Genomic DNA, 19,091 nt, shown 5'->3' on the forward strand with positions numbered 1-19,091 from the left:
GGCAGTTCAGGCAGCGGCCCGCGGGCCGCTGCCTGACGCGCTACAGTTTGCCTTTTCTTCTTCATTGGCATATCCATGACTTTTACACCTCATGATATGCCCCGCCCACGAAATCACGGATAGGTCCCGCGGTAGCGCGACATCCTCTTACACCAGGGCCCGATCGTTTGATCGGGCCTTTTTTTATTCAATCACTGCGGGTGCCGCGATCGGCAACCGGTGAAAGCTAGCTCGTTCTTTCGGGCTTTCCGCTGAGCCCCCGAAAATTCACGCGGTATCTTTTCCTCATCTACCGCGTCTTCGACGCATCGACTCAGCCGGCAGCGCCGGCATTCCTTTCCAAACCCATCGGGAACCACTCCCGATCGGGGGCAGGTTCCCTCTCCGGAGAACCTGACATGCAAGAAGCACCCCTTCAGCAACCTACGATCAAGCTCGGCCGTATCAAGCTGGGCCGGAACCCTCGCACTTACTTCGATGACGCCAAGATGGCCGAAATGAAGGCGTCGATCTCGGCTCGTGGTGTTGATACGCCGGTTATCGTCCGTCCGCTCGACGACGGATTCTTTGAACTCATCGCCGGCGGCCGTCGGTACAAGGCCGCGCTCGAAACGCGCGGCGATGACTACGACATGCCGGTGAACGTCAAAGACGTTGACGCGGTCGAGGCGGAAGAAATCGCCTTTACCGAGAATATCCAGCGTGACGACATGTCCCCCGGTGACGAGGCAGTCGAGGCGGCGCGCCTTCTCGGCCGCTGTCAGGGGGATCGCGAAGAGGCTGCCAGGCGGATCGGCTGGAGCCTTCCCACGCTCAACAGCCGTCTCGCTCTGCTGAACTGCAGTAACGACGTCCTCATCGCCTTGAACACGCGCCAGATTCTTCTCGGTCATGCAGAGCTGCTTGCCGCGCTGTCCAAAGAAAATCAGGATCGCGTACTTCCGGTGATCATCACCGAGAAGAAGTCCGTCACCGAAGTGCGAAAACTCGTCGAGAGCGCGGCATGCTCTCTATCCGCCGCTATCTTCGACAAAACCGATTGCGCGGCGTGCCCACACAACTCGGCGATGCAATCTGAGATGTTCGGCGAGTCGATCGCGACCGGGAATTGCACGAATCGGCAGTGCTACAACGGGAAGACGGACAAGCAGCTCGAGGTCACGGCCGCGGGTTTGCGTGACGAGTTCCCGACCGTGCGCATCGTGCGTGCTGGCGACAATCACACACGGGTTCAACTTGCAGTCGACGGGGCGAACGGCGTTGGCGCCGAGCAGGCGAAGGCGTGCCACGGCTGCCAGAACTACGGCGTCGCGGTCAGCGGGTTGCCGGATTCTCTCGGCAAGACCTTCCGCGGCCAGTGCTTCGACACTGTGTGCAATATGCGCAAGGTTGCGGACCGGATCACGGCTGAGAAGGCAGCGGCGAAAGCTGCGACCTCTGACGCCAAGGGTTCGGCGGTTTCGGCCAAAGCAGCTGGCAAGAGCGGATCGGGTTCCGATACGTCTGCTCCGGCGGCGGTATCCGTCGTCGCGGAATCTGACCGGGTGAAGCAATACCGTGAGGCGCTGTGGCGGAAGGCTCTGCGTCGCGACGTCGGCAAGAACGCGGCGCTCGCTCGACAGTACCTGATCGCAATCGTCCTCGCGGGCTATGCGCGTCAGATCAAGGACGACGTTTTCCGATCCGTCTACGAAAAGGTGACGGACGAGAAGGCTCCTGCGGCCGATCTCCCGAAGGCTCTGCTTCTCGCCTGCGCGACGTCGGATGAGCAAGCTGCGATGCTGGTCACCGGCATGTTTGTCGCGGCGATCGAAGGTCTCGACGTCACGTATCTCAAGCAACTCTGCAAGCACCACAACCTCGACCTGACGCAGTACTGGAAGCTCGATAAAGAGTTTCTGGATCTCGTCACCAAGGCCGAGATGATGGTGGTCGCAGACGAGCTCGGGCTGCGCGCGGCCATGGGCGACAACTTCAAGAAAGTGTTCTCGAAGTCGAAGGCGGATGTCATCACGGCGTTGCTCGCCGTCGAAGGCTTCACCTACGAGGGCAAGCTCCTGAAGGTTCTCAAGTTCTAAAGAGCGGGCGGCCCATGGCCGAGCCGCATCGACATTCTGCGCCGCCTCGAGCGGCGCATATTTTTTTGGAGATTCAAATGTTTCAAGCACTCGAACCGCTACTTCGTTCCGCGGAAAAACTCGTCTTGTCGCTGACGATGGACGGCAACAACGTCGTCGTGTTCTTGACGCCGGCAGGCGGGAAGGACGCGGTGCTGCGACAGCCGTTGATCTTGAAAGCGACGGCGGCAGAGCTCGACGAAGGCTTCGCGGCGGCGATCGGCAGCTTTACCGCTGCGCACCAGTCGCTCGGCGAACAGGTGCAGGCGACCAACGCCATTCTCGAAGCGCAGCAGCAGACGCAGGTGAAGAAGGCGCAGAAGGCACTGTCGAAATCGTCGACGCCGGCGGCCGCGCAATCGGCCGCGGCGGACGACGCCGACGATGGAGATGGCGAGGGTGCAGCCGCAACATCGGCCGCGTCGACGTCGTCGCCCGCAGCTGCCGAGCAAAAGCCGGCTGGCACGGATCTGTCTTCGTTGCTTCTGTGAGGTGAATCATGTCTATCAGCATTGCCGCAATCGTTCGTGAGTTCACCTACAACGGTATGGCGCTCTTGGACCCTGGCCCGGCATTTTCGCCGGATCAGGTTCGCGATCTGTACACCGCCCAGTACCCCGAGCTCACGACCGCCGCTGTCGACGGCCCGGAAGTGAAGGGGGATGTGATGGCCTATAAATTCGTCCGCGCAGCCGGTGCCAAGGGCGCCCATGCGTAAGGACACGTTGCTCAGGGCACTGTCCGACCCGGACAGCGCCTTCATCCAACAGGAACCACCCGAAAGGGTGGTTTTTTTACATGACGAGGAATCAAAGAAATGTTCTTCGATCCTGGAGTGCCTGATTCAAACGTCGCTGGAGGCGCCAGCGCGTCCTGGAAACAGACACGCATTGCCGCTGCCCGACGTCGACCTGCCACTGATCTTTTGACGCTTCCGCAGTTTGACCCGGCGATTCCGTCGCAGGTCAAGCTGCAGTGGCGCTCTAGTTCGGCAGAAACCGAGCTCGTGAGGAAGCATTTTCAGTATGGGCCGCTCCGGGCCGCTGATGTGCACAACCCGACGAACGCGGTGGACGCCTTTCGGCAGGCGTTATTTGCGTGGTTCCGCCGGCAGACTAAGCCATTCGGGCGACTGCAATTCGAGCCTCGCCTATTCGATCGCAATGAGGTTCGGGATGTCTTGAAAGAGATTGACGTCGAGTGGGACGACGACGATACGACGCCCCTGTTTATGACGATCGAACTGCCAAATGAGTGGGTTTATTCCCTTGAGGGTAAAGCTCAGGCTCTGCGTGAAGCCCATCCAGGGTTGCTGGCGGCGGTGACATCGGCAATCGATTGGGCGGGGGCACGCACGCTGTGGGTGCGCTGCCCAGACTGGTTCATGTACGAGTTTGCGTGCGCGTGGTGGGATGGTGACGAATCCATCTCGGATGAGGACGCAGACGAGTTTTTGCGTGACGCGTTCGACGACGACGCTGATGCTCGGCACCACTACCTTCCCTCTACGGTTCGGCCATTGATCTGTCCGGAGGACGTGCGCCCCTCGTTCTATCGCGGCGGACGATGGCACCACAACCATCTGCCATTGAAGCAGCTTGCGGCATTACGTAACCGCTCCCGCGGTTACGTTCGGCGCGCGTGCACTGAGGTGCTCAAACTTCACGCGCTGCTGAACCAGCGCCGGCGCAAGCACGACCTCTTCGACGTAGCGTATTCGGCCAACCCGGCGTATGCGGCGTGTTCGGTCGTCTGGGACCCGGACGAGTTCGTGGGTGAACTGTTGGACCGCCACTACGACTGCTGCGCAAACAGCGGCGACTCGACCGTCTACAGCGGATTTTCACGTCTCGCGGGTAACGCACAAGCAATCCGACAGCAGTATTCGGACCTCTCGCTAGCTTTTCAAATTCTTCGACACCTCGATCGCCTTCTCACGCTTGTGACGGAGATCGCCAATTAACGGAGTTGTTCATGCCTTCTATTTCATCGGGCGATTCACGCTCAAATGTAGTTTTGTCCCACGCGCTTCTGCTCTACACGAACGACCATGGGGCCACTTTTGCTACCGCCCATCCGGTCGTGATGGCCGGCCGAGATGCCAAGCCGGTGTTGGGCGCTGGTCGTCCCCTCGATCGAGCAGTGCTGATCGAGAAGTTGCGCCAACTTGCGGTGAATAGTGCACCGCGAGCGGAGTTTCTGCCCGCGACGGTGTTGAGCGTGTCGGCTGACTCGCTCACGTGGTGGTGCCCGCCGGGCCTCCGGCGCGTCTTCTTCAAATGCAGGGAGATTGGTGCTCGTTCCGCGGTTGTTCCGCATCCTGGTCTGGTGTTCCGCGCGACGAGCGATGGCTTTGCCGTCTTCGCCGTTCAATGCTCGGGGCGGCCGGCTGCCGATACGCCGATCTTCGAACCCCCGTATTTCAACACTTGGGATCGAGGAAGGATCTGCATCGGCTCTGCCGAGGTGCCAAGACGTGTCGATGTGGCGTCGATCGATGGGTGGGAAGCTGGATTCTTCGAATCTGCCTTTACTCACCCCAATGCGGGCGGTAAGCGTGTTGACTATAAGGATGGAATCTATGCGTTCTGGCGGGATATGCTCGACGGAAAGTTCGGCGAGGCATTCCCACTCAAAGCGTTGGTTCCGACGGGATGGTCCGTTGGCGAAGTTGCATGCGGTATCCGTCGGGAGGGAGCATGAATCCCATCGATACCGTGCTGCAGCAGTCATTCCCGACCGTGATGGTGCCATCGCGTGAGCAGGTCGAATCGATGATCCGGTCAGGCGAACGCCTGTTGGTCGGTTCGAACGGGGTGTTCCTCGAGGTCGTGCGACCGTGGATTCGCGTGGTTCGGCGGATCGCTATGTACCACGCGCTCACTGCGGTTCCGTACGGGGCGGTTGAGGAGGTGACGGAACTGCGTTGCGGCCCGGTTCCGCCGGCGTTGATCACAGAGTTTCATGCGACGGCGCGCGCGGCATTCCCGAACGAAGTCGGTGCGTGGATTGTTTGGAACGAGAAATCGTGCGAGTTCAGGCTGATACAGGTGCATTCACTTTCGCATGGGCCTTCGCATCTCGACTACGAGCGACCCCAACTTGTCGAGGGAGAGTCGCTGGTAGTTGACTGTCATTCTCACGGCCAGTGGAAGGCGTACTTCTCGAGCACCGATAACAAGGACGATCGGTATGACGTGAAGTTTGCGTTCGTGCTGGGCAACTGCGATCGCGATCCATCGCGTGTGCTTCGGCTGTGCGTGAAGGGGATTTTCGAGGACTTCTCTGACGTGCCTCAAGCTTGGGCCGCAGCGCTTGCAAAGGAGGTTTCATGCTGAGCGAGCCGCTTCAACATCGCATACCGGCGGAGCTGCTGCGTCGCCCGTGGAGTGTCGTCGTCGTGGGTGCGGGCGGGACGGGCAGTGCATTTCTACCCAGTCTCGCGCGCCTGCATCACGCGATGATCGAACTCGGCCATCCGGGCGGGATTGAGTGCACGGTGTATGACGACGACACGGTGAGCGAGTCGAACGTCGGGCGGCAGGGGTTCTATCCGAACGATGTCGGGCTATACAAGGCGCTCCTGATGGTCAACCGGCTCAACAACCTGATGGGGACGAACTGGGAGGCCGAGCCGCGTCGTGTGGATTCGAAGGGGTGCCTGGACGCGGACATCGTGGTCGGTTGTGTCGATTCACGGCGCGCGCGGCAGGCCATCGTTCAGGCCTCAAAGCGAGGTCGGGTTCACTACTACCTCGATTGCGGCAACGAAACGGACCGCGGCCAAGTCATTCTTGGCGAATTCGGCAGGGATCGGCGCGACAGGTTGCCCCACGTGGGCGATCTGTTTCCGGACCTGCTGGTCGCAAAGAACGACAAGGGAGACGATACGCCATCCTGTTCGATGGCCGACGCGCTGCGCAAGCAGTCGTTGGTCATCAACCAGGCGATTTCGGTGCAGGCGTTCAACCTGCTCTGGACGTTGTTCCGCACTGGGTCGCTGTCCTATTCGGGCGTGTTCGTCAATCTCGCAACGGGAAGAACGAATCCGATTCCGATCGATCCGGCCGCGTGGGCGCGATTCGGCTACGAGCCGGCGGCCACGAGCACCGCCAAGGCGGGAAAGCCCAAGAAGTCGGAGATTCCTTGGTAGCTTTCCGCAATTTCTTGAACCAGCGCCTCCCGAGCAATCGGGCAGGCGCTTTTTTTCGTCCAGAGGAAAGCGGGGCGGTTTTCCCGACGATTCCGGCCGCTGCTGGTGGCGCGCGAGCCTACACTGATCCTGTTTCTCGCGCGTCTGCGCATCGACCCCTTCGCATCGGCTCTGCCCGTGCGTATTTCTCTCGCCGACCATCTGTTGGCTTCCCTGTCAGGGCAATTTCCCTGACGGGCGATTGCCCTCTTTTTTTGAGGCAATCGTCATGTTCAAGCTTCTCATCTCCGTTCTGCTCCTCGCTTCGTTGACCGGGTGCGCTTCGTACGACTTCGGTTCCCCCGACGTCTACCAGCGCTACGACGTTCAGCGCGCGGGAGAAATCGAGGCGGCCACGGTCGTCAGCGTGCGCGGTGTCACGATCAGCAGCGAGTCCGACCGTTCCGGGCTTGCATCGTTGTTGAGCGCGGGCGTTAGCGCATTTCTCGGTTCGCGCACGATCGGCGGTGGCAACGGCCGATATATCGCTGGCGCGCTCGCCGGCGCCGGCGCTGCCTACGTGTCGCAGAGGCTGTCGGAATCGCTCGCGCGTCACGCCGGATTTGAGGTTGTCGTGCGCACGGTGTCCGGACGCACGTTGGTAGTCGTTCAGTCCGACGAGCAGCGCTTCGCCCCTGGCGATCGCGTGATGCTCGTCAGCAGTTCTTCCGGCATGCGCATCACGCGCTGAGCCGTTCAATCGCCGGCCTGGCCGGATTCTTCCTGGATAGCGAGGTTCCCGTTAGGGGCCTCGCTTTTTTCTTTTCGAGGGCAAGATGTTCAAGGTACCGAAAGTTCTGTACGCGGATCGACGCGCAGCGGGCGGCGCGTCCGATGCTGCGCTGACCCACTATGCGACGCGAATGCTGCGTCATGTTGCGCGCGATCTGCGGTTGCGCGCGGGTGAGCACGAGGTGGTGGCCGAACCGGCGAAGGCAGGCCGCGGCTGCCGTGTGACGCTGCGCACCTGCCGGATGATGCTCGAAGTTGCGGATTCGGCGTCGCGTCAGCATGTCGCAGTGTCGTTCCGCACGCGACGGGGGCACCGCGACCTGTCGGGCGGCGGCGACAACATCGTGCCGCTCGCCCAACTCGACACGGACGAGGGCTACCAGGCGTTGCTTGGCGGCCTGCGGCTCGTGGACGGTCTCGATAGCGACCGGCGATAGGAGGCGCGATGGAATTCGTTGATGTCCGTGTCGAATTTCCTTCGGGCTTATCGGTGGTTGATCGCGGATCCTACGATCCGGATGAACAGATCGTTTTCATCTCAGTCCCTATGCGTGAGTTGCTGGTCGCGGTCAAGGAAATGGAGCCTCCTCCGGCGATCACGGCTAGCTGGGATGGGTTTGAGGCGATGCTAGTTCAGGCGACGTCCGATAGCTTCGATGTGGTGTCGGTGACCGAGCTTGTGCCAAAGCCGCGCTCGAGACTGGGCGCGCGGCTGGTTCGTGCATCCTGGTCGAAGGACCAGCGGCAGCAGTTCGGACGGTTCTGCCATACGCTGACGGTCTCGTCGATCGTCGGTGTTGTCGGCTACGTGCATGCTATCTCGGAGTTCTCGATCTGGGCGGCGATGAACGTCGCTGCGCTGGTCGTGATCGGTGTGGTAACTTATGTCGTTGGCATGGATTCCATGAACGGAGAATGAATATGTACTTCGGTCCTGTTGCACTGCTTCTGACGCTGGTGTTCTGCGGCTACGGCATCGTCGCATGTGAACGCGGTCGTAAGGCGGAGCGCGACCAACGTCGTTCTCTGCGTCACCACACGCATTAAATCGAACTGACGGTCGCCCATCTGGGCGGCCGCCTTCCTATCTAGGGCTACACCTTTCGGTGTGGCCCTTTTTATTTGAGGTTTCCATGTCTGAAGTGCTGGAGCGACCGGCATCGCGGTCGCAGGATGCGTTCCAACTCGAAGGTAAGACGGTCGAAGAGGTCGCTCGATACATCGAGGACTCACTTCGTGCTACCGAGCTCGAGCCGGAATGGGTGACCGTTGCCAATCGCGCGATGTATGCGAACGAGGCTGTTTTTGGCAGGAAGCCATTTTCCAAATGGCCGGTCGCTGATGAGCATAAGCGGCGTTGTTCCGTGTCGATCGAGCGTGGTCAGTCGGAAGGGTGGATCGTGCGTCTCGACACTGTCTGGCGCGATGCAGATTTGGGCTTCGGCCACTGGCGAACGCAACCGCTCATTCGCATCAAGACGCTGACGCGTTCCCATTCCTGGGCCGTCGCAGCGGTCGTGTCGAACCTGCTCGATATCGACTGACGCATCACCCTCTCTTTCTCCCAATTCGGGGCAACTGCCCGGATGGGGTGGTTGCCCCTTTTTGCAAGGACAACCACTGATGTACACGATCCATACGCCCGACGCATCAATCCACGTCGATACGCTTGCACACGTATTCCACGTGTTTTTTCACGACGCAACGCTGTCCGCCTACGAAACGACCGAGATTTCGCTCACGCGCGGTGGCGTCGAAATGCCGATCCTCCGCTACAACGGGATCTTGACCGTACGACAACCTGGCACGGCTGAAGCGATCTTCACCTCGCTTTTCGAAGAAATCCGCGACCGCTGGTTTAGCCGGGACGGGCGGCAACTGCAGCCTTGGCAAGTCACGCGCAGGCGCTGGGAGATCTTCCAGTTCGTCTTCGAGCTGGCGACGAAGCCGGCGTGGATGCTGTCCGGCGCGCAGCTCGAGGCTGAAGTCGAGGCCGTGCGTGGCGCCGGTCGGCGCTTCCACCTGCCGGATGTCTGTGAGCGCGTCGCAAACGCGCTGTTCGGCTTCACCTCGCAAGGGCCGCGTCTCTCGCTCTCGGGCGGGGTAAACGGCCGGCACGAGGTTCATGTCGCCTATGCGCTGTTTCTGGATCACCCGATTCCTGATTCGGTGCTGGCGGACTATCGTGGCGACGCTAAGCGCTTCGAGTACGACCTGCAGTGGTTCCCCGTTCTCCTGGACGTGCCAGTTCTGCGCAACACGCTCCCGTACGACGTCATGCAGTCCGCGGTGGTGATCTACAGTCACGAGAAAAGGCGGATCGACGCCGAGCTCGGTGCCGGTATCGTCGCCGCCCTGCAGTCCGCGCCGGCCGGTATCTCCTACGTGGAGGTTGACGACCGGCTGTTCGCCGCTGGCCTCGTCGGCAAGCCGGATCTTCCCGAGCGGTACCAGCGTCCGGTGGACGTCGGCTCCGCGATGTCGCCCGTAGCCGAGCGCCTGCGTGATCTGATCGGGGACGCCGTCCTGAAAAAGTCGCTGGACAGGCTTGGAGCCGACCGACAGAAAGGCCGGATCTCGCTGCGGCAGTACAACCTGCAGGTCGAGATGGCGAAGCTGGAGCGAGGCCGCATGACGTTCGAAGGGGCCAACCGATTTGCCGCCGATGTTGAGGCGCGTAACGTTGGCGCTTTGCTGTCAGTTTTGGACCACGCGGCCGGCTGGAACGACCAGAGCAAGCGTGTATTGCGCGAGCAATTCGGTGTTTCATTGCGCGGCCTGAACTCGACGCGCCGGCGGCGTGCGATCTTCGCGTTCTGCGGCTATGACGAGGCGGCACAAGCCGAGTGGGAGGCAAAGCAGGACGCCGCTCGCGCGCACCGTCGCGCCGAAGAGACCGCCAATGACGCGAAGAAACAGGCAGGCTTCGCCCGGTACCGCACGCACGGCAACGTGCTGATCACGGGCGTCGAGCACGTTGATCAGGCGATCGCCGACGGCTACTCGGAGATCCGAAGCTTTCGCCATGGTGCGGCGACGCGATACGCGTTGGCGAAGCCGGGTTCGACCGACGAGCGCACGCTCCACGCGAAGAACGGCACGCTGGACTATGCGCGGTCGCGGCTCACGCGGCTCGCAGCCTGATCGAGAGGTGAAACATGCGCTTTGATCGAAAGGTGCGTTACGAAGACTACGTGTGGACGCGTCGTAAGGAACTGGCATTCCTCAACCGGCACAAGCGTGTTGCCAAGAAGCTGGAGCGAGACTGTCCCCTGTTCGCAGATCAACTCGCGCCGGCTCCAGAAACGGACGTCGATGCCGAGAAAGCCCGGCGGGTGAAGCAGGCTCGCGAAGACGAGCAAGTGATGCGCGATCTGGATGCGCGACATTGGCGTGCTGGTCGGGCGTCATATTTTGCGTGTGATCCCGAAACCCGCGCTCGCATCATGGCCGAGTGGAGGGGATGGCGTGGTCCGGCAAAGCCTACCTACTTCATCTACGTCGTTGAGAAGCACAACGGTATGGGTGAAGAGCGCCGCCGCCGGAATCGGGAGGAGAATGCCGCGCTTCGTGCAAGGCTTGCCCCGTTGTTGAATTCCCAAGGCGATCTGCTTGGGACATGAAGGCTGGGCATTCAGTCGATTTAGAACAACCGGCGCCACGTGCGCCGGTTTTTTTTCGTCCATTCGGAACGGGATGGTCTCTAAGCCCCGTGAATTTGTCGATCTTTCCGGCCTGCACGCAGGATGGCGGCTCCTACACTGGTTTTACTCACCGCGTCACCGACGCATCGAATCCGCCGCAATGCGGCCACTTCCAGCCCCAGGGAATCACGTCCCGCCGGGCGTCTTTCACGGGGCGACACTTCTGAGGTCACCCGTGAACCAATCTGAAACTTCCAATCCATTGCCTCCTGATGCCGTGTCGATCGTCGAGATCGAGGTGGCAATCAACGTGTGGCGCAACCGCTCGCCGGCGCCGACCGGGTCCGACGAGTTGATCGTTCTCTGTGCCGAGGCCCGGGTTCTCGCCGACGTCTACGGTGTCATGATCGTGAACCGCGCGACGTGCATCCCGCGATCATCGCTGACGTCGACGCAGGCCGCAGCGCTCATCGGCGCTCATTCGTAGGCATCAACTCGCGTCTCAGGACGCATGGAATCGCCGCGTCGCGGCATCTTCAATCGCCCTGCAGGGTCACGTCCCTGCCGGGCGCGATTCCCGTGGGGCTCTTTCATTCAAGGCCCCCATGAAACTCTCTCCCGCACGCCTCACCCAGCTGCTCGCCACCTACATCCCGAAGCGCCTTCCGGTGCTGATTACTGGTCGGCCTGGGATTGGCAAATCCGACATCGTCGAAGCTGCCACCGCGGAGGCGGAGCACGACCTTCTCATCAGCCACCCGGTTGTCGAAGATCCGACCGACTCGAAGGGTTTGCCGTTTCCGTCGGCCGACGGCAGGCATGCTCGATTCTTGCCTTTCGGCGACCTCGAACGCGCGCTTTCGGCGACGCGGCCGCTGGTCTGGTTTCTCGACGACCTCGGGCAGGCGTCGCCGGCGGTGCAGGCGGCCAAGATGCAACTGCTGCTCGCACGCCGCATCGGTGAGCACCAGTTGCCCGACTGCGTCACGTTCGTCGCGGCGACGAATCGGCGCAGCGACAACGCGGGTGTCACCGGGATCCTCGATCCGCTGATCTCGCGCTTCGCGGCGGTCGTCGAGCTCGAAGCCAAGGTCGACGACTGGACGGCCTGGGCGGTACGGCAGAACGTTCCGCCCGAGCTGATCGCGTTCCTGCGCTTCCGACCGGACCTGCTCTGGGAGGCCCGCAGCAGCCGCGATATCGTCGCGTCGGCAAGTCCCCGGAAATGGGGCTTTCTCGCGAAGACGATGCCAGCCGTTCCGGCCGATTTGCTGAACGACGCAATCAAGGCGACGGTCGGCGAAGGTGCCGGCGCTGAGCTGATCAGCTTTCTTTCAATCTACCGCGAGCTACCGTCGGTCGACGCAATCCTGTTGGACCCGAGCCGGGGAGTCATCCCGGACGAGCCCAGCATCCTGTACGCGGTCACTGCGGCGCTCGCGCACAAGGCGAGCGATGGCAACTTCGAGCGCGTTCTGCAGTACGCGGAACGCCTCGTTGACGCCGAGCGTCGTGAGTTCACGGCGGTGCTGGTGCGTGACTCGATCGCGCGTAAGCCCGATCTGCAAAGCCACCACGCGTTCATTCGCGCACAAGGTGGGGAGATCGGCAAGATCATTCTCGGCGCGTAACCACCTTCAAACCAAGTAGTGCCTTTTCCTATTGCCACGGCCGATTCCGGTCCGTGGCTTTTTTTTGTCTCGAAATCTTGTGTCTATCTGGAGCCATTCATGAACATCACCGATCTGCAGTCCAAGGTCATGCTGTCGTCCGTCGCGATTTCCACGTGGGTCGCCCGTCGCTATGACGGGAAGGTCACCGAAGAGGTCGAGAAAAGCCATCACACGCGCGGCATCGGGCGCTTCAACAAGCGCTTGCTGCCGGAGTACGCGCCGAGCTACGCCGAAGTGGTGTCGATCGGCAATCGGATCCGCTCGCACTACTACAGTCGGACGCTGAAGTACGACCAGCTGGGCGTGCGGCTGCTGCCGACCATGGTCTATATGGAGCTGGCCGAGCGGCTGCGCGCGATGAAAGACGAGTTCGATCTCGCGGTGTCGATCTTCCTGACGAACTACCTCGACCTGAAGGAACAGGCGAGGGCCGAGATGAACACCCTATACAACGAGGCGGACTACCCGACTCTGGCCGAGCTGAAGGGCAAGTTCGGCGTCAAGCTGTCCGTACTGCCGTTTCCGGACGCCAGCCAGTTCGGTGTCGATTTGCCGAGCGATGTCCTGACCACGTTGCGCACGGAGATCGACGAGCACGCGATGGCATCGATCCAGACCGCGAACAACGACCTGGTTGGCCGATTGTACGAGGCGGTGTCGACGATGGCATCTCGCCTGTACGCGACTGGCAATGTCCGTCTTGACGTCGCGAATCATGTGCGCGAGTTGTGCGACCTGCTGCCGAAGCTGAATTTCAGCGACGACCCGAAGCTCGCGCACATCCTCGCGGAGGCGAAGCAGCATCTCGCCGCGCACAACGGGGCGGATCTGAAGGAGTCGCGGGTGCTCCGGTCGCAGGTTGCCAGCAAGGCAAGCGAGATCGAAGGGCTGATGGCGGCTTTCATGGGCGGCGCGCCGGCGGCGCCGTTGACTGACCAGATTCCGGATCAGTCGGCGACGACCCTGTCGTTGTTGGTTGCTGCGTGAGGCCGCTATGGACGCACGTATAGCAAAACAGCGGACCGCTCTCGTCCTCGATCACCCGTTCGTCGGCGCGTTGTCCCTACGCCTCGAGGTGCGAGAAGATCCGTCCTGCGATGCGTTCTGGACGGACGGTGAGACGTTGGGCTACAACCCGGCCTATGCATCAGGGCTTTCCGACCTGGAGGTGCGTGGCGTACTTGCCAAGGGGGTGTGGCACGTCGCGAACGGACATTGTTGGCGACGGGGGTATCGTGATCCAGCAGGATGGGACGAGGCGTGCACTTTTGCGGTTGCGTCGATTGTTCTTGGCGCAGGGTTGCGTTTGCCACCCAGTGTCGTAGTTGATCCGCGTTTCGTCGGGCGCTCGGCTGAAGAGATCTACGGCATGCGGTTGCATGAGCGGCAGCAGGAGCGTCGCAAAAGTCGTAGTTCGTCCAATACTGGGGAATCTCGTAGCGCCGACAGCGGGCAGCCACCGGCTGTAGCGGCCGGTGACGGTCTACCGCAGTCGTCAGGCGCCTCGGAGATGCAATCAAGCGCCGATGACCACCCGTCCAATACACCGCAAACGTGCTGCGAGGTTCGGCAGCACACCGGGCCCGACAAGGCGGCGAAGGAAGCTGAGTGGAAGGTGGCCGTGCTGCAGGCGGCCAAGGCAGCGCAGGCTTGCGGCAAATTCGGCGGGTCGCTGCAAGCCGCCGTCGCGCAGGCCGTCGCTGCGGTCGTCGACTGGCGTTCGCTCCTGCATCGCTTTGCGCAGGACGCGGCGCCGACCGACTATACGTGGGCGCAGCCGAATCGTCGTTACCTCCACCTCGGGATGTATCTGCCGTCGCTGAACGAGCCGGCGGTGGGCGACGCGGTGTTTGTACGCGATGCCAGCGGCTCAGTCTGGGATGAAACGCAGGCGCAATTTGCGGCCGAAATTCTGGCCGTCGCCGATGCGGTCCGCCCGCGGCGCCTGATCGTGATGGATTGCGACGTGCGCGTGACCCAGGTTCAGGTATTCGAGCGCGGCGAGCCGGTCGAGCTGGCGCCGCTGAAGGGCGGTGGCGGCACCTCGTTCATCGATCCGTTTCGACGGATCAAGGGCGAGGAGATCGAACCGGCGTTTCTCGTGTACCTGACCGACATGGAAGGTACGTTCCCGTCCGAGGAGCCGGCTTACCCGGTTCTATGGGCGTCGACGACACCGCTGATGCGTGCCCGGCGCGCGCCGTTCGGCGAGACGATCGAAGTCGTCTGCTGAGCGGCTGCAATGGCGCGCTATTTCCTGAAACACACCCGGTCCTCGTGACCGGGTTTTTTTTCGTCCTTCGCAAATGCATGCCATCGGCGCGGACGTTAGAAAGGGGAGAAAGCTATACGTTTTTCTGGAGCATTTCGGGTTTGCCCCCTCAACCAGTTGCGCCAGAGTCCGCGCTTTGAGAGCGTTACGACGCGGTCCGCCCGGAGCGCGAAAGCTGCTCAATTTAGCCATTCTTTCGGGTGATTGGCGGATGTGCCAGCTTGAACAATAGCTGCATGTCTGAAATTGCCGAAAGTCCCTTCCTGAAGGTCGCACGACTCGAAGAGAACGCCGTGAGGCTGTTCTTCGAGTCGTTGAAGCTGATCGAAGAACCGCTAACTAGCCAGAATGTCGCCGAAGTGTTGATCAACAACGCGGGCAACATCTGGGTCGAAGAGCGGGGCGTGATGCATCGCCTGGACGCCCAGTTCAATCCGATGACATTGACCGGCGCTATCCATTCGCTCGCGGCCTCCGTCGAGAAGTCGGCGCTGAGGGGAACCGCGCAGGGGATCATCAACGCAGGGCACGACAACCTCCGGATCGCCGCAGTAATGAAGCCGACGGCCATCGACGGAGATGCGCTCGCGATACGTCGGCATCGTGAAACGAATCTGGTGTTGGGCGACTACACCCGGCTGGGAGCGTTCTCCCGTGTGCACGCGCGACGCGAGTCAGAGCGGGCAATTTTCCCCGCGGGCGCTGAGAACGAGGTGCTGGAAGAAGCATTCGTCCAAATGGTGAGGAGCCGCGCCAACGTCTTGGTAGCGGGCGGAACCTCTACCGGCAAAACGACGTTCCTCAACGCACTCAACGGCGCGATTCCGACTGACGAGCGTGTCATCACGATCGAAGACACGAAGGAACTGAAGTTAACGGTTCCGAACCTCGTTCGCTTGCTCTCGAACCTTGATAAGGGAGTGACCGCGCAGGTGCTCGTCGCGCTTTGCCTGCGGTTCCGGCCCGACCGAATCATCGTCGGCGAAGTGCGCGGCGGGGAAGCGTACGACTTCATCCAGGCGCTGAGCACTGGCCACGACGGCGGCATGGGTTCGATTCACTCGAACGATGCGCGCGGCGGGCTGACTCGTCTCGAGAGCCTCGCAATGTTGGGAGTCCCGCCCGGAAGCCGGTGGGAGCTCTCCGACATGCGCAAGGCGATCGCCGATTGCTTCCACTACGTCATCCACCTTCGTCGCACGGGCGAGCTGCGCCACGTCTCCGAAGTACTGGCGATAAAAGGTTTCAAAGACGGGGACTACGTCCTCGAACGCGTTTTCTAACCACACGGGGTTTTCCGATGAAGAAGCACATTCAAACGTTGTGTTCGCTGGTCCGTAAGAAAGTGACGGAGACCAGTCACTATCTGTTCGGTCGTGGCAACCGGCTCTCGACTTTGATCGCACTACTGCTCACGTTTGCTGCGCCGGCCGCGAGGGCGGTCGATCTCGGGGACCTTGGTAACGCGGCCAACTTCATCTGCCTGATTCAGGCCTACGTCAGTGGGCCGTGGCTGTTCGGAATCGGCATTGTGATGATCATCGTCGGCGCGGTCATGATCTCGAACTCCGAAAGCAACTTCGGGAAGTTCCTCTCGACCATTGTCGTGGGTTTGGGCGTTGCGTCGTGTGCGCTCCCTATCGTAAAGAACCAGCTGAAGATCAACTACACCTGTGCGTGAACGGAAGAAAGTCAGCCGGTCGCTGTCGTTGCCGCGCCAGATGGGCGGCGCCGATCGCGGCCTCGCGATCGCCAACGGCACGCTGACGACGCTGCTTTGCTACAGCAGCATGTCACCGACCTATCTTGTCGTCGGGATCGTAGTGCATTGGGTCCTGCGCTGGCTGTCTTCAAGCGATCCGTGGTGGAAGGAGGTGCTGGTCGTCTACAACCGGTATCCGGACGTGCACGAGCCACTGCATACCTCCGATGTTGCCGCCCGATTTCGGCGGCCGTATGGATTTGATCAGGAGCTTCCGCTGTGAGCGCGAAACCGAAGCGTCGAGCGATTCAGGAAATCGCTCCGTGGGCGACGATGGTTACCCCGGAAACCGTTCTCGACAAAGATGGGTCGTTGTTAGCGCTTTACACGTTCGAAGGCGTGGACGCGGACAGCCCGAACACTGACGAGATTTCGGCCGCCCGCGACAACCTCGACCACGCTTGCAAGAACTTCGATCATCGAATCACCGCATGGTGGCGTATGTCGCATCGCCGCGTTCGGGGCGAGATCGGTGGACGCTTCGAGTCGGCGATGGATCAGCACGTTGACGCAATCAACCAGAAGAGCGTGGGGAGCGGAAGGTACTTCCGAAACACCCACTCGCTCGCGCTCGCCTACACGCCCGAGACGGGGATCAACAAGCTTTTCGAGAAGATCGCTTATCACATCACGGTGGGGGGCAAGTCGGTACCGGTTGCCTTGCTCGAGACCATCAAGGATATGGTGTTCGCGCGCAGTGCGTTCGTGTTCGACATGGAGCGAATCACGTCGGATATCAAGCGCTTCGAAGGCATACTGGACGCGTTCAAAGGGGGCGTGGCACGCCTTAAGATGAAGCGGCTTCAACTGCAGAACGCGCTGGGCTTTCTGCACCAGACGGCCAACCCGTCAGTTCCGCCGCGACGCGTACGTTACCCCGTGACGATGCTCGATACGCACTTGACGGAAAGCTTCGTGACGTACGGTGCGGAACACATCATGTTCGAGTCCGCTTACGGCACACGGTACGGCAAGATCATCGCAGTGAAAGAGTGGATGGGCTTTCAAGAGGCCGCGCTCGATGTTCTCGCGGACGTCGATTCAGAGTTCGATGTGTGCGTGATGTTTCGATTCCTGTCGACCAGCAAGGCGCAGGTGTACATCGAGAAGATGCGCAAGTTCTACAAGGTGGCCGCGTTCAGTCCGGTCAAGGTGCTGAAGAGCTTCTTCTCGAAAGATGAGAAGAAGGAAAGCATGGAGAACGAGAAGGGGCGCGAGATCCTCGCCGAGGAGGCGGAGAACGCACTGGCGCGCCTGATCGCTGACGGCCAGCAGTACGGCTTCGTCAATATCTCAGTAGTCGTCTACGGAGATACGATCGACGAGTGCGATGACAACGCGCGCGAGATCGTCGGTCGCATTGGCAACGCTGGCTTCGGCGTGCTGGTCGAGAAGCGGAACCTCCCCGCAGCATGGGCATCGACGCTTCCCGGGAGGTGGGACCAGCAGAAGCGGCTGCAATTCGTTGAGACGCCGGTGGTCTCGGACATTGCGCCCGTGCGTGGCGTTGCGGAAGGGAGCGACGTCAACCAATGGCTCACGCAGCAGCTCGGACAGAGGGTCGGCCCGCTGACGCTTCTACCGACGCGCCATCGGACCTTGCAGCGCGTCACGTTGCACGATCCAAGCGGAAAGTCTCACACGCTGATCGTTGGCCCGATCGGCGCCGGCAAGACCATCTTCCTCAATTTTCTCGTCTCGCAAACCGGGCGGTTCCAACCGCGCCGCATCAAGTTCGACAAGAACCGGTCGACGCGCATCCCGACCGTGTTTGCTGGCGGCAAGTTCGTCGATGCGACCGGCAAGTTTGCGGCGGCGACACAGGTCAATCCGCTATCCCTGCTGGCCGATCCTCGGCACTACACGTACGTGTCGGACTGGGTCCAGATGGCAATCGAAGGTGACGGCGAGGACTTTATCTGCACTCCGCAACAGCAGCGCACGATTTATGAGCGGGTCGTCACGCTGGCGCAAGGGTATGGCCGGGAGTTCTGGACGCTGACGTTTCTGACCACGCTGTTGCCCGTCGAGTTGCGCGAGCGCCTGCAAATCTGGACGAACGGGGAGAAGAACGGTCGATTCTTCGATCACGTCGAAGACGCGTTCTCTCTTTCGGACGATCTGGCGATCGAGATGGGCGAACTGTTCGAAAGCTACCCGGTCGCGGCGGCGCTGTTCATGGACTATGCCTTCTACCGCATCTCGCAATGGCTGGATGGAAAGCGCGTCACGATCATTGAGGTTGAGGAGTGCGGCTTCTTTTTCCGGTACCCGCGCTTCTATGCACGTCTGGAAATGTGGGCTGTGACGATCCGCGGGCTGAACGGCACGCTCGTCATGGCGACTCAATCGCTGAGCCAGCTTGAACGCGTCCCGAACTTCGAAATCTTGAAGGAGAACATCCAGAACTTCTTCTTCCTGCCGAACCGGGACGCCCGGAACAACAAGCGCCTCTACCGCGATGTGTTTGGGCTGACCGACGACCAGATCGACATGATCAGCGAGGGGGTTCCCAACCGCGATTACCTATGGGTCACCCCGGATCACTCGCGGATGCTGCAGGCCAAATTCCCGAAGGAAGCACTCGCGATCTTGCGCGCGGACGGCGCGGCCCAGCGCACTCTGGACAAGCACCTGGCCACGGGCTCCCCGAACTGGGCCGAAGACTATCTGCAGGAAATGGCAACCGTCGACTGACA

At 61.2% G+C, this 19,091-nt stretch carries 21 protein-coding genes; all 21 read left to right on the forward strand.

From position 1 onward, the window contains the following. Window positions 1-398 precede the first annotated feature (398 nt). The gene (locus E9536_RS39460; protein WP_136473000.1) at window positions 399-2,078 is read left to right on the forward strand and encodes a PRTRC system ParB family protein; all 1,680 of its coding nucleotides are present in this window, start codon (window positions 399-401) and stop codon (window positions 2,076-2,078) included. A gap of 77 nt (window positions 2,079-2,155) precedes the next feature. Beyond that, on the forward strand, window positions 2,156-2,608 hold the full coding sequence (locus E9536_RS39465; protein ID WP_136473086.1) for a PRTRC system protein E: 453 nt from the start codon (window positions 2,156-2,158) through the stop codon (window positions 2,606-2,608). Between the two features lie 8 nt (window positions 2,609-2,616). Further along, complete coding sequence (locus tag E9536_RS39470; protein WP_136473002.1) at window positions 2,617-2,835, forward strand: PRTRC system protein C; 219 nt, start codon at window positions 2,617-2,619, stop codon at window positions 2,833-2,835. A gap of 99 nt (window positions 2,836-2,934) precedes the next feature. After that, window positions 2,935-4,080: a PRTRC system protein F gene (locus tag E9536_RS39475; RefSeq protein WP_136473004.1), complete on the forward strand. Its 1,146-nt coding sequence runs from the start codon at window positions 2,935-2,937 to the stop codon at window positions 4,078-4,080. An 11-nt stretch (window positions 4,081-4,091) separates the two neighbouring features. Beyond that, window positions 4,092-4,820 carry a PRTRC system protein B gene (locus E9536_RS39480; protein ID WP_124680445.1) on the forward strand — a complete coding sequence of 243 codons (729 nt, stop codon included), beginning with the start codon at window positions 4,092-4,094 and terminating at the stop codon, window positions 4,818-4,820. Further along, a complete protein-coding gene (locus E9536_RS39485) occupies window positions 4,817-5,455 on the forward strand; it encodes a PRTRC system protein A (protein ID WP_136473006.1) in 639 nt (212 codons plus the stop codon). Before E9536_RS39480 ends, E9536_RS39485 begins: the two co-directional genes overlap by 4 nt. Continuing rightward, the gene (locus E9536_RS39490; protein WP_136473088.1) at window positions 5,452-6,270 is read left to right on the forward strand and encodes a PRTRC system ThiF family protein; all 819 of its coding nucleotides are present in this window, start codon (window positions 5,452-5,454) and stop codon (window positions 6,268-6,270) included. Before E9536_RS39485 ends, E9536_RS39490 begins: the two co-directional genes overlap by 4 nt. Before the next feature lie 268 nt (window positions 6,271-6,538). Continuing rightward, entirely contained in the window at window positions 6,539-7,000 is a 462-nt protein-coding gene (locus E9536_RS39495) for a hypothetical protein (protein ID WP_136473008.1), read from the forward strand. An 85-nt stretch (window positions 7,001-7,085) separates the two neighbouring features. Next, window positions 7,086-7,478 carry a hypothetical protein gene (locus tag E9536_RS39500; protein ID WP_136473010.1) on the forward strand — a complete coding sequence of 131 codons (393 nt, stop codon included), beginning with the start codon at window positions 7,086-7,088 and terminating at the stop codon, window positions 7,476-7,478. 8 nt (window positions 7,479-7,486) lie between these two features. Beyond that, the gene (locus E9536_RS39505; RefSeq protein WP_027791995.1) at window positions 7,487-7,960 is read left to right on the forward strand and encodes a hypothetical protein; all 474 of its coding nucleotides are present in this window, start codon (window positions 7,487-7,489) and stop codon (window positions 7,958-7,960) included. Window positions 7,961-8,174: 214 nt separating this feature from the next. Continuing rightward, window positions 8,175-8,585 carry a hypothetical protein gene (locus E9536_RS39510; protein WP_136473012.1) on the forward strand — a complete coding sequence of 137 codons (411 nt, stop codon included), beginning with the start codon at window positions 8,175-8,177 and terminating at the stop codon, window positions 8,583-8,585. Between the two features lie 79 nt (window positions 8,586-8,664). Further along, entirely contained in the window at window positions 8,665-10,185 is a 1,521-nt protein-coding gene (locus tag E9536_RS39515; protein WP_136473014.1) for a hypothetical protein, read from the forward strand. A gap of 14 nt (window positions 10,186-10,199) precedes the next feature. Further along, window positions 10,200-10,664 (forward strand): hypothetical protein, encoded by a 465-nt coding sequence (locus E9536_RS39520; protein ID WP_136473016.1) that lies wholly within the window; start codon window positions 10,200-10,202, stop codon window positions 10,662-10,664. A 256-nt stretch (window positions 10,665-10,920) separates the two neighbouring features. Next, window positions 10,921-11,172 (forward strand): DUF3717 domain-containing protein, encoded by a 252-nt coding sequence (locus E9536_RS39525; RefSeq protein ID WP_136473018.1) that lies wholly within the window; start codon window positions 10,921-10,923, stop codon window positions 11,170-11,172. A gap of 118 nt (window positions 11,173-11,290) precedes the next feature. Continuing rightward, a complete protein-coding gene (locus E9536_RS39530; protein WP_136473020.1) occupies window positions 11,291-12,316 on the forward strand; it encodes an ATP-binding protein in 1,026 nt (341 codons plus the stop codon). 99 nt (window positions 12,317-12,415) lie between these two features. Beyond that, on the forward strand, window positions 12,416-13,345 hold the full coding sequence (locus E9536_RS39535) for a hypothetical protein (RefSeq protein WP_136473022.1): 930 nt from the start codon (window positions 12,416-12,418) through the stop codon (window positions 13,343-13,345). A 7-nt stretch (window positions 13,346-13,352) separates the two neighbouring features. Beyond that, window positions 13,353-14,591 carry a VWA-like domain-containing protein gene (locus E9536_RS39540; protein ID WP_136473024.1) on the forward strand — a complete coding sequence of 413 codons (1,239 nt, stop codon included), beginning with the start codon at window positions 13,353-13,355 and terminating at the stop codon, window positions 14,589-14,591. A 275-nt stretch (window positions 14,592-14,866) separates the two neighbouring features. Next, on the forward strand, window positions 14,867-15,913 hold the full coding sequence (locus tag E9536_RS39545; RefSeq protein WP_136473026.1) for an ATPase, T2SS/T4P/T4SS family: 1,047 nt from the start codon (window positions 14,867-14,869) through the stop codon (window positions 15,911-15,913). Window positions 15,914-15,930: 17 nt separating this feature from the next. Next, window positions 15,931-16,311 carry a TrbC/VirB2 family protein gene (locus E9536_RS39550; RefSeq protein ID WP_060321674.1) on the forward strand — a complete coding sequence of 127 codons (381 nt, stop codon included), beginning with the start codon at window positions 15,931-15,933 and terminating at the stop codon, window positions 16,309-16,311. Beyond that, window positions 16,304-16,615, forward strand: a complete 312-nt coding sequence (locus E9536_RS39555; protein ID WP_081078227.1) for a VirB3 family type IV secretion system protein — start codon at window positions 16,304-16,306, stop codon at window positions 16,613-16,615. The genes E9536_RS39550 and E9536_RS39555 overlap by 8 nt, the downstream gene beginning before the upstream one ends. After that, window positions 16,612-19,089 (forward strand): VirB4 family type IV secretion system protein, encoded by a 2,478-nt coding sequence (locus E9536_RS39560; RefSeq protein WP_060321670.1) that lies wholly within the window; start codon window positions 16,612-16,614, stop codon window positions 19,087-19,089. The genes E9536_RS39555 and E9536_RS39560 overlap by 4 nt, the downstream gene beginning before the upstream one ends. Window positions 19,090-19,091: the final 2 nt, after the last annotated feature.

It is taken from the genome of Burkholderia sp. LS-044 (assembly GCF_004803625.1).
Lineage (GTDB): Bacteria > Pseudomonadota > Gammaproteobacteria > Burkholderiales > Burkholderiaceae > Burkholderia > Burkholderia cepacia.

Coding starts and splice junctions, on each gene's coding strand:
- E9536_RS39460 (WP_136473000.1), top strand. CDS start 399: ATGCAAGAAGCACCCCTTCAGCAACCTACGATCAAGCTCGGCCGTATC.
- E9536_RS39465 (WP_136473086.1), top strand. CDS start 2,156: ATGTTTCAAGCACTCGAACCGCTACTTCGTTCCGCGGAAAAACTCGTC.
- E9536_RS39470 (WP_136473002.1), top strand. CDS start 2,617: ATGTCTATCAGCATTGCCGCAATCGTTCGTGAGTTCACCTACAACGGT.
- E9536_RS39475 (WP_136473004.1), top strand. CDS start 2,935: ATGTTCTTCGATCCTGGAGTGCCTGATTCAAACGTCGCTGGAGGCGCC.
- E9536_RS39480 (WP_124680445.1), top strand. CDS start 4,092: ATGCCTTCTATTTCATCGGGCGATTCACGCTCAAATGTAGTTTTGTCC.
- E9536_RS39485 (WP_136473006.1), top strand. CDS start 4,817: ATGAATCCCATCGATACCGTGCTGCAGCAGTCATTCCCGACCGTGATG.
- E9536_RS39495 (WP_136473008.1), top strand. CDS start 6,539: ATGTTCAAGCTTCTCATCTCCGTTCTGCTCCTCGCTTCGTTGACCGGG.
- E9536_RS39500 (WP_136473010.1), top strand. CDS start 7,086: ATGTTCAAGGTACCGAAAGTTCTGTACGCGGATCGACGCGCAGCGGGC.
- E9536_RS39505 (WP_027791995.1), top strand. CDS start 7,487: ATGGAATTCGTTGATGTCCGTGTCGAATTTCCTTCGGGCTTATCGGTG.
- E9536_RS39510 (WP_136473012.1), top strand. CDS start 8,175: ATGTCTGAAGTGCTGGAGCGACCGGCATCGCGGTCGCAGGATGCGTTC.
- E9536_RS39515 (WP_136473014.1), top strand. CDS start 8,665: ATGTACACGATCCATACGCCCGACGCATCAATCCACGTCGATACGCTT.
- E9536_RS39520 (WP_136473016.1), top strand. CDS start 10,200: ATGCGCTTTGATCGAAAGGTGCGTTACGAAGACTACGTGTGGACGCGT.
- E9536_RS39530 (WP_136473020.1), top strand. CDS start 11,291: ATGAAACTCTCTCCCGCACGCCTCACCCAGCTGCTCGCCACCTACATC.
- E9536_RS39535 (WP_136473022.1), top strand. CDS start 12,416: ATGAACATCACCGATCTGCAGTCCAAGGTCATGCTGTCGTCCGTCGCG.
- E9536_RS39540 (WP_136473024.1), top strand. CDS start 13,353: ATGGACGCACGTATAGCAAAACAGCGGACCGCTCTCGTCCTCGATCAC.
- E9536_RS39545 (WP_136473026.1), top strand. CDS start 14,867: ATGTCTGAAATTGCCGAAAGTCCCTTCCTGAAGGTCGCACGACTCGAA.
- E9536_RS39550 (WP_060321674.1), top strand. CDS start 15,931: ATGAAGAAGCACATTCAAACGTTGTGTTCGCTGGTCCGTAAGAAAGTG.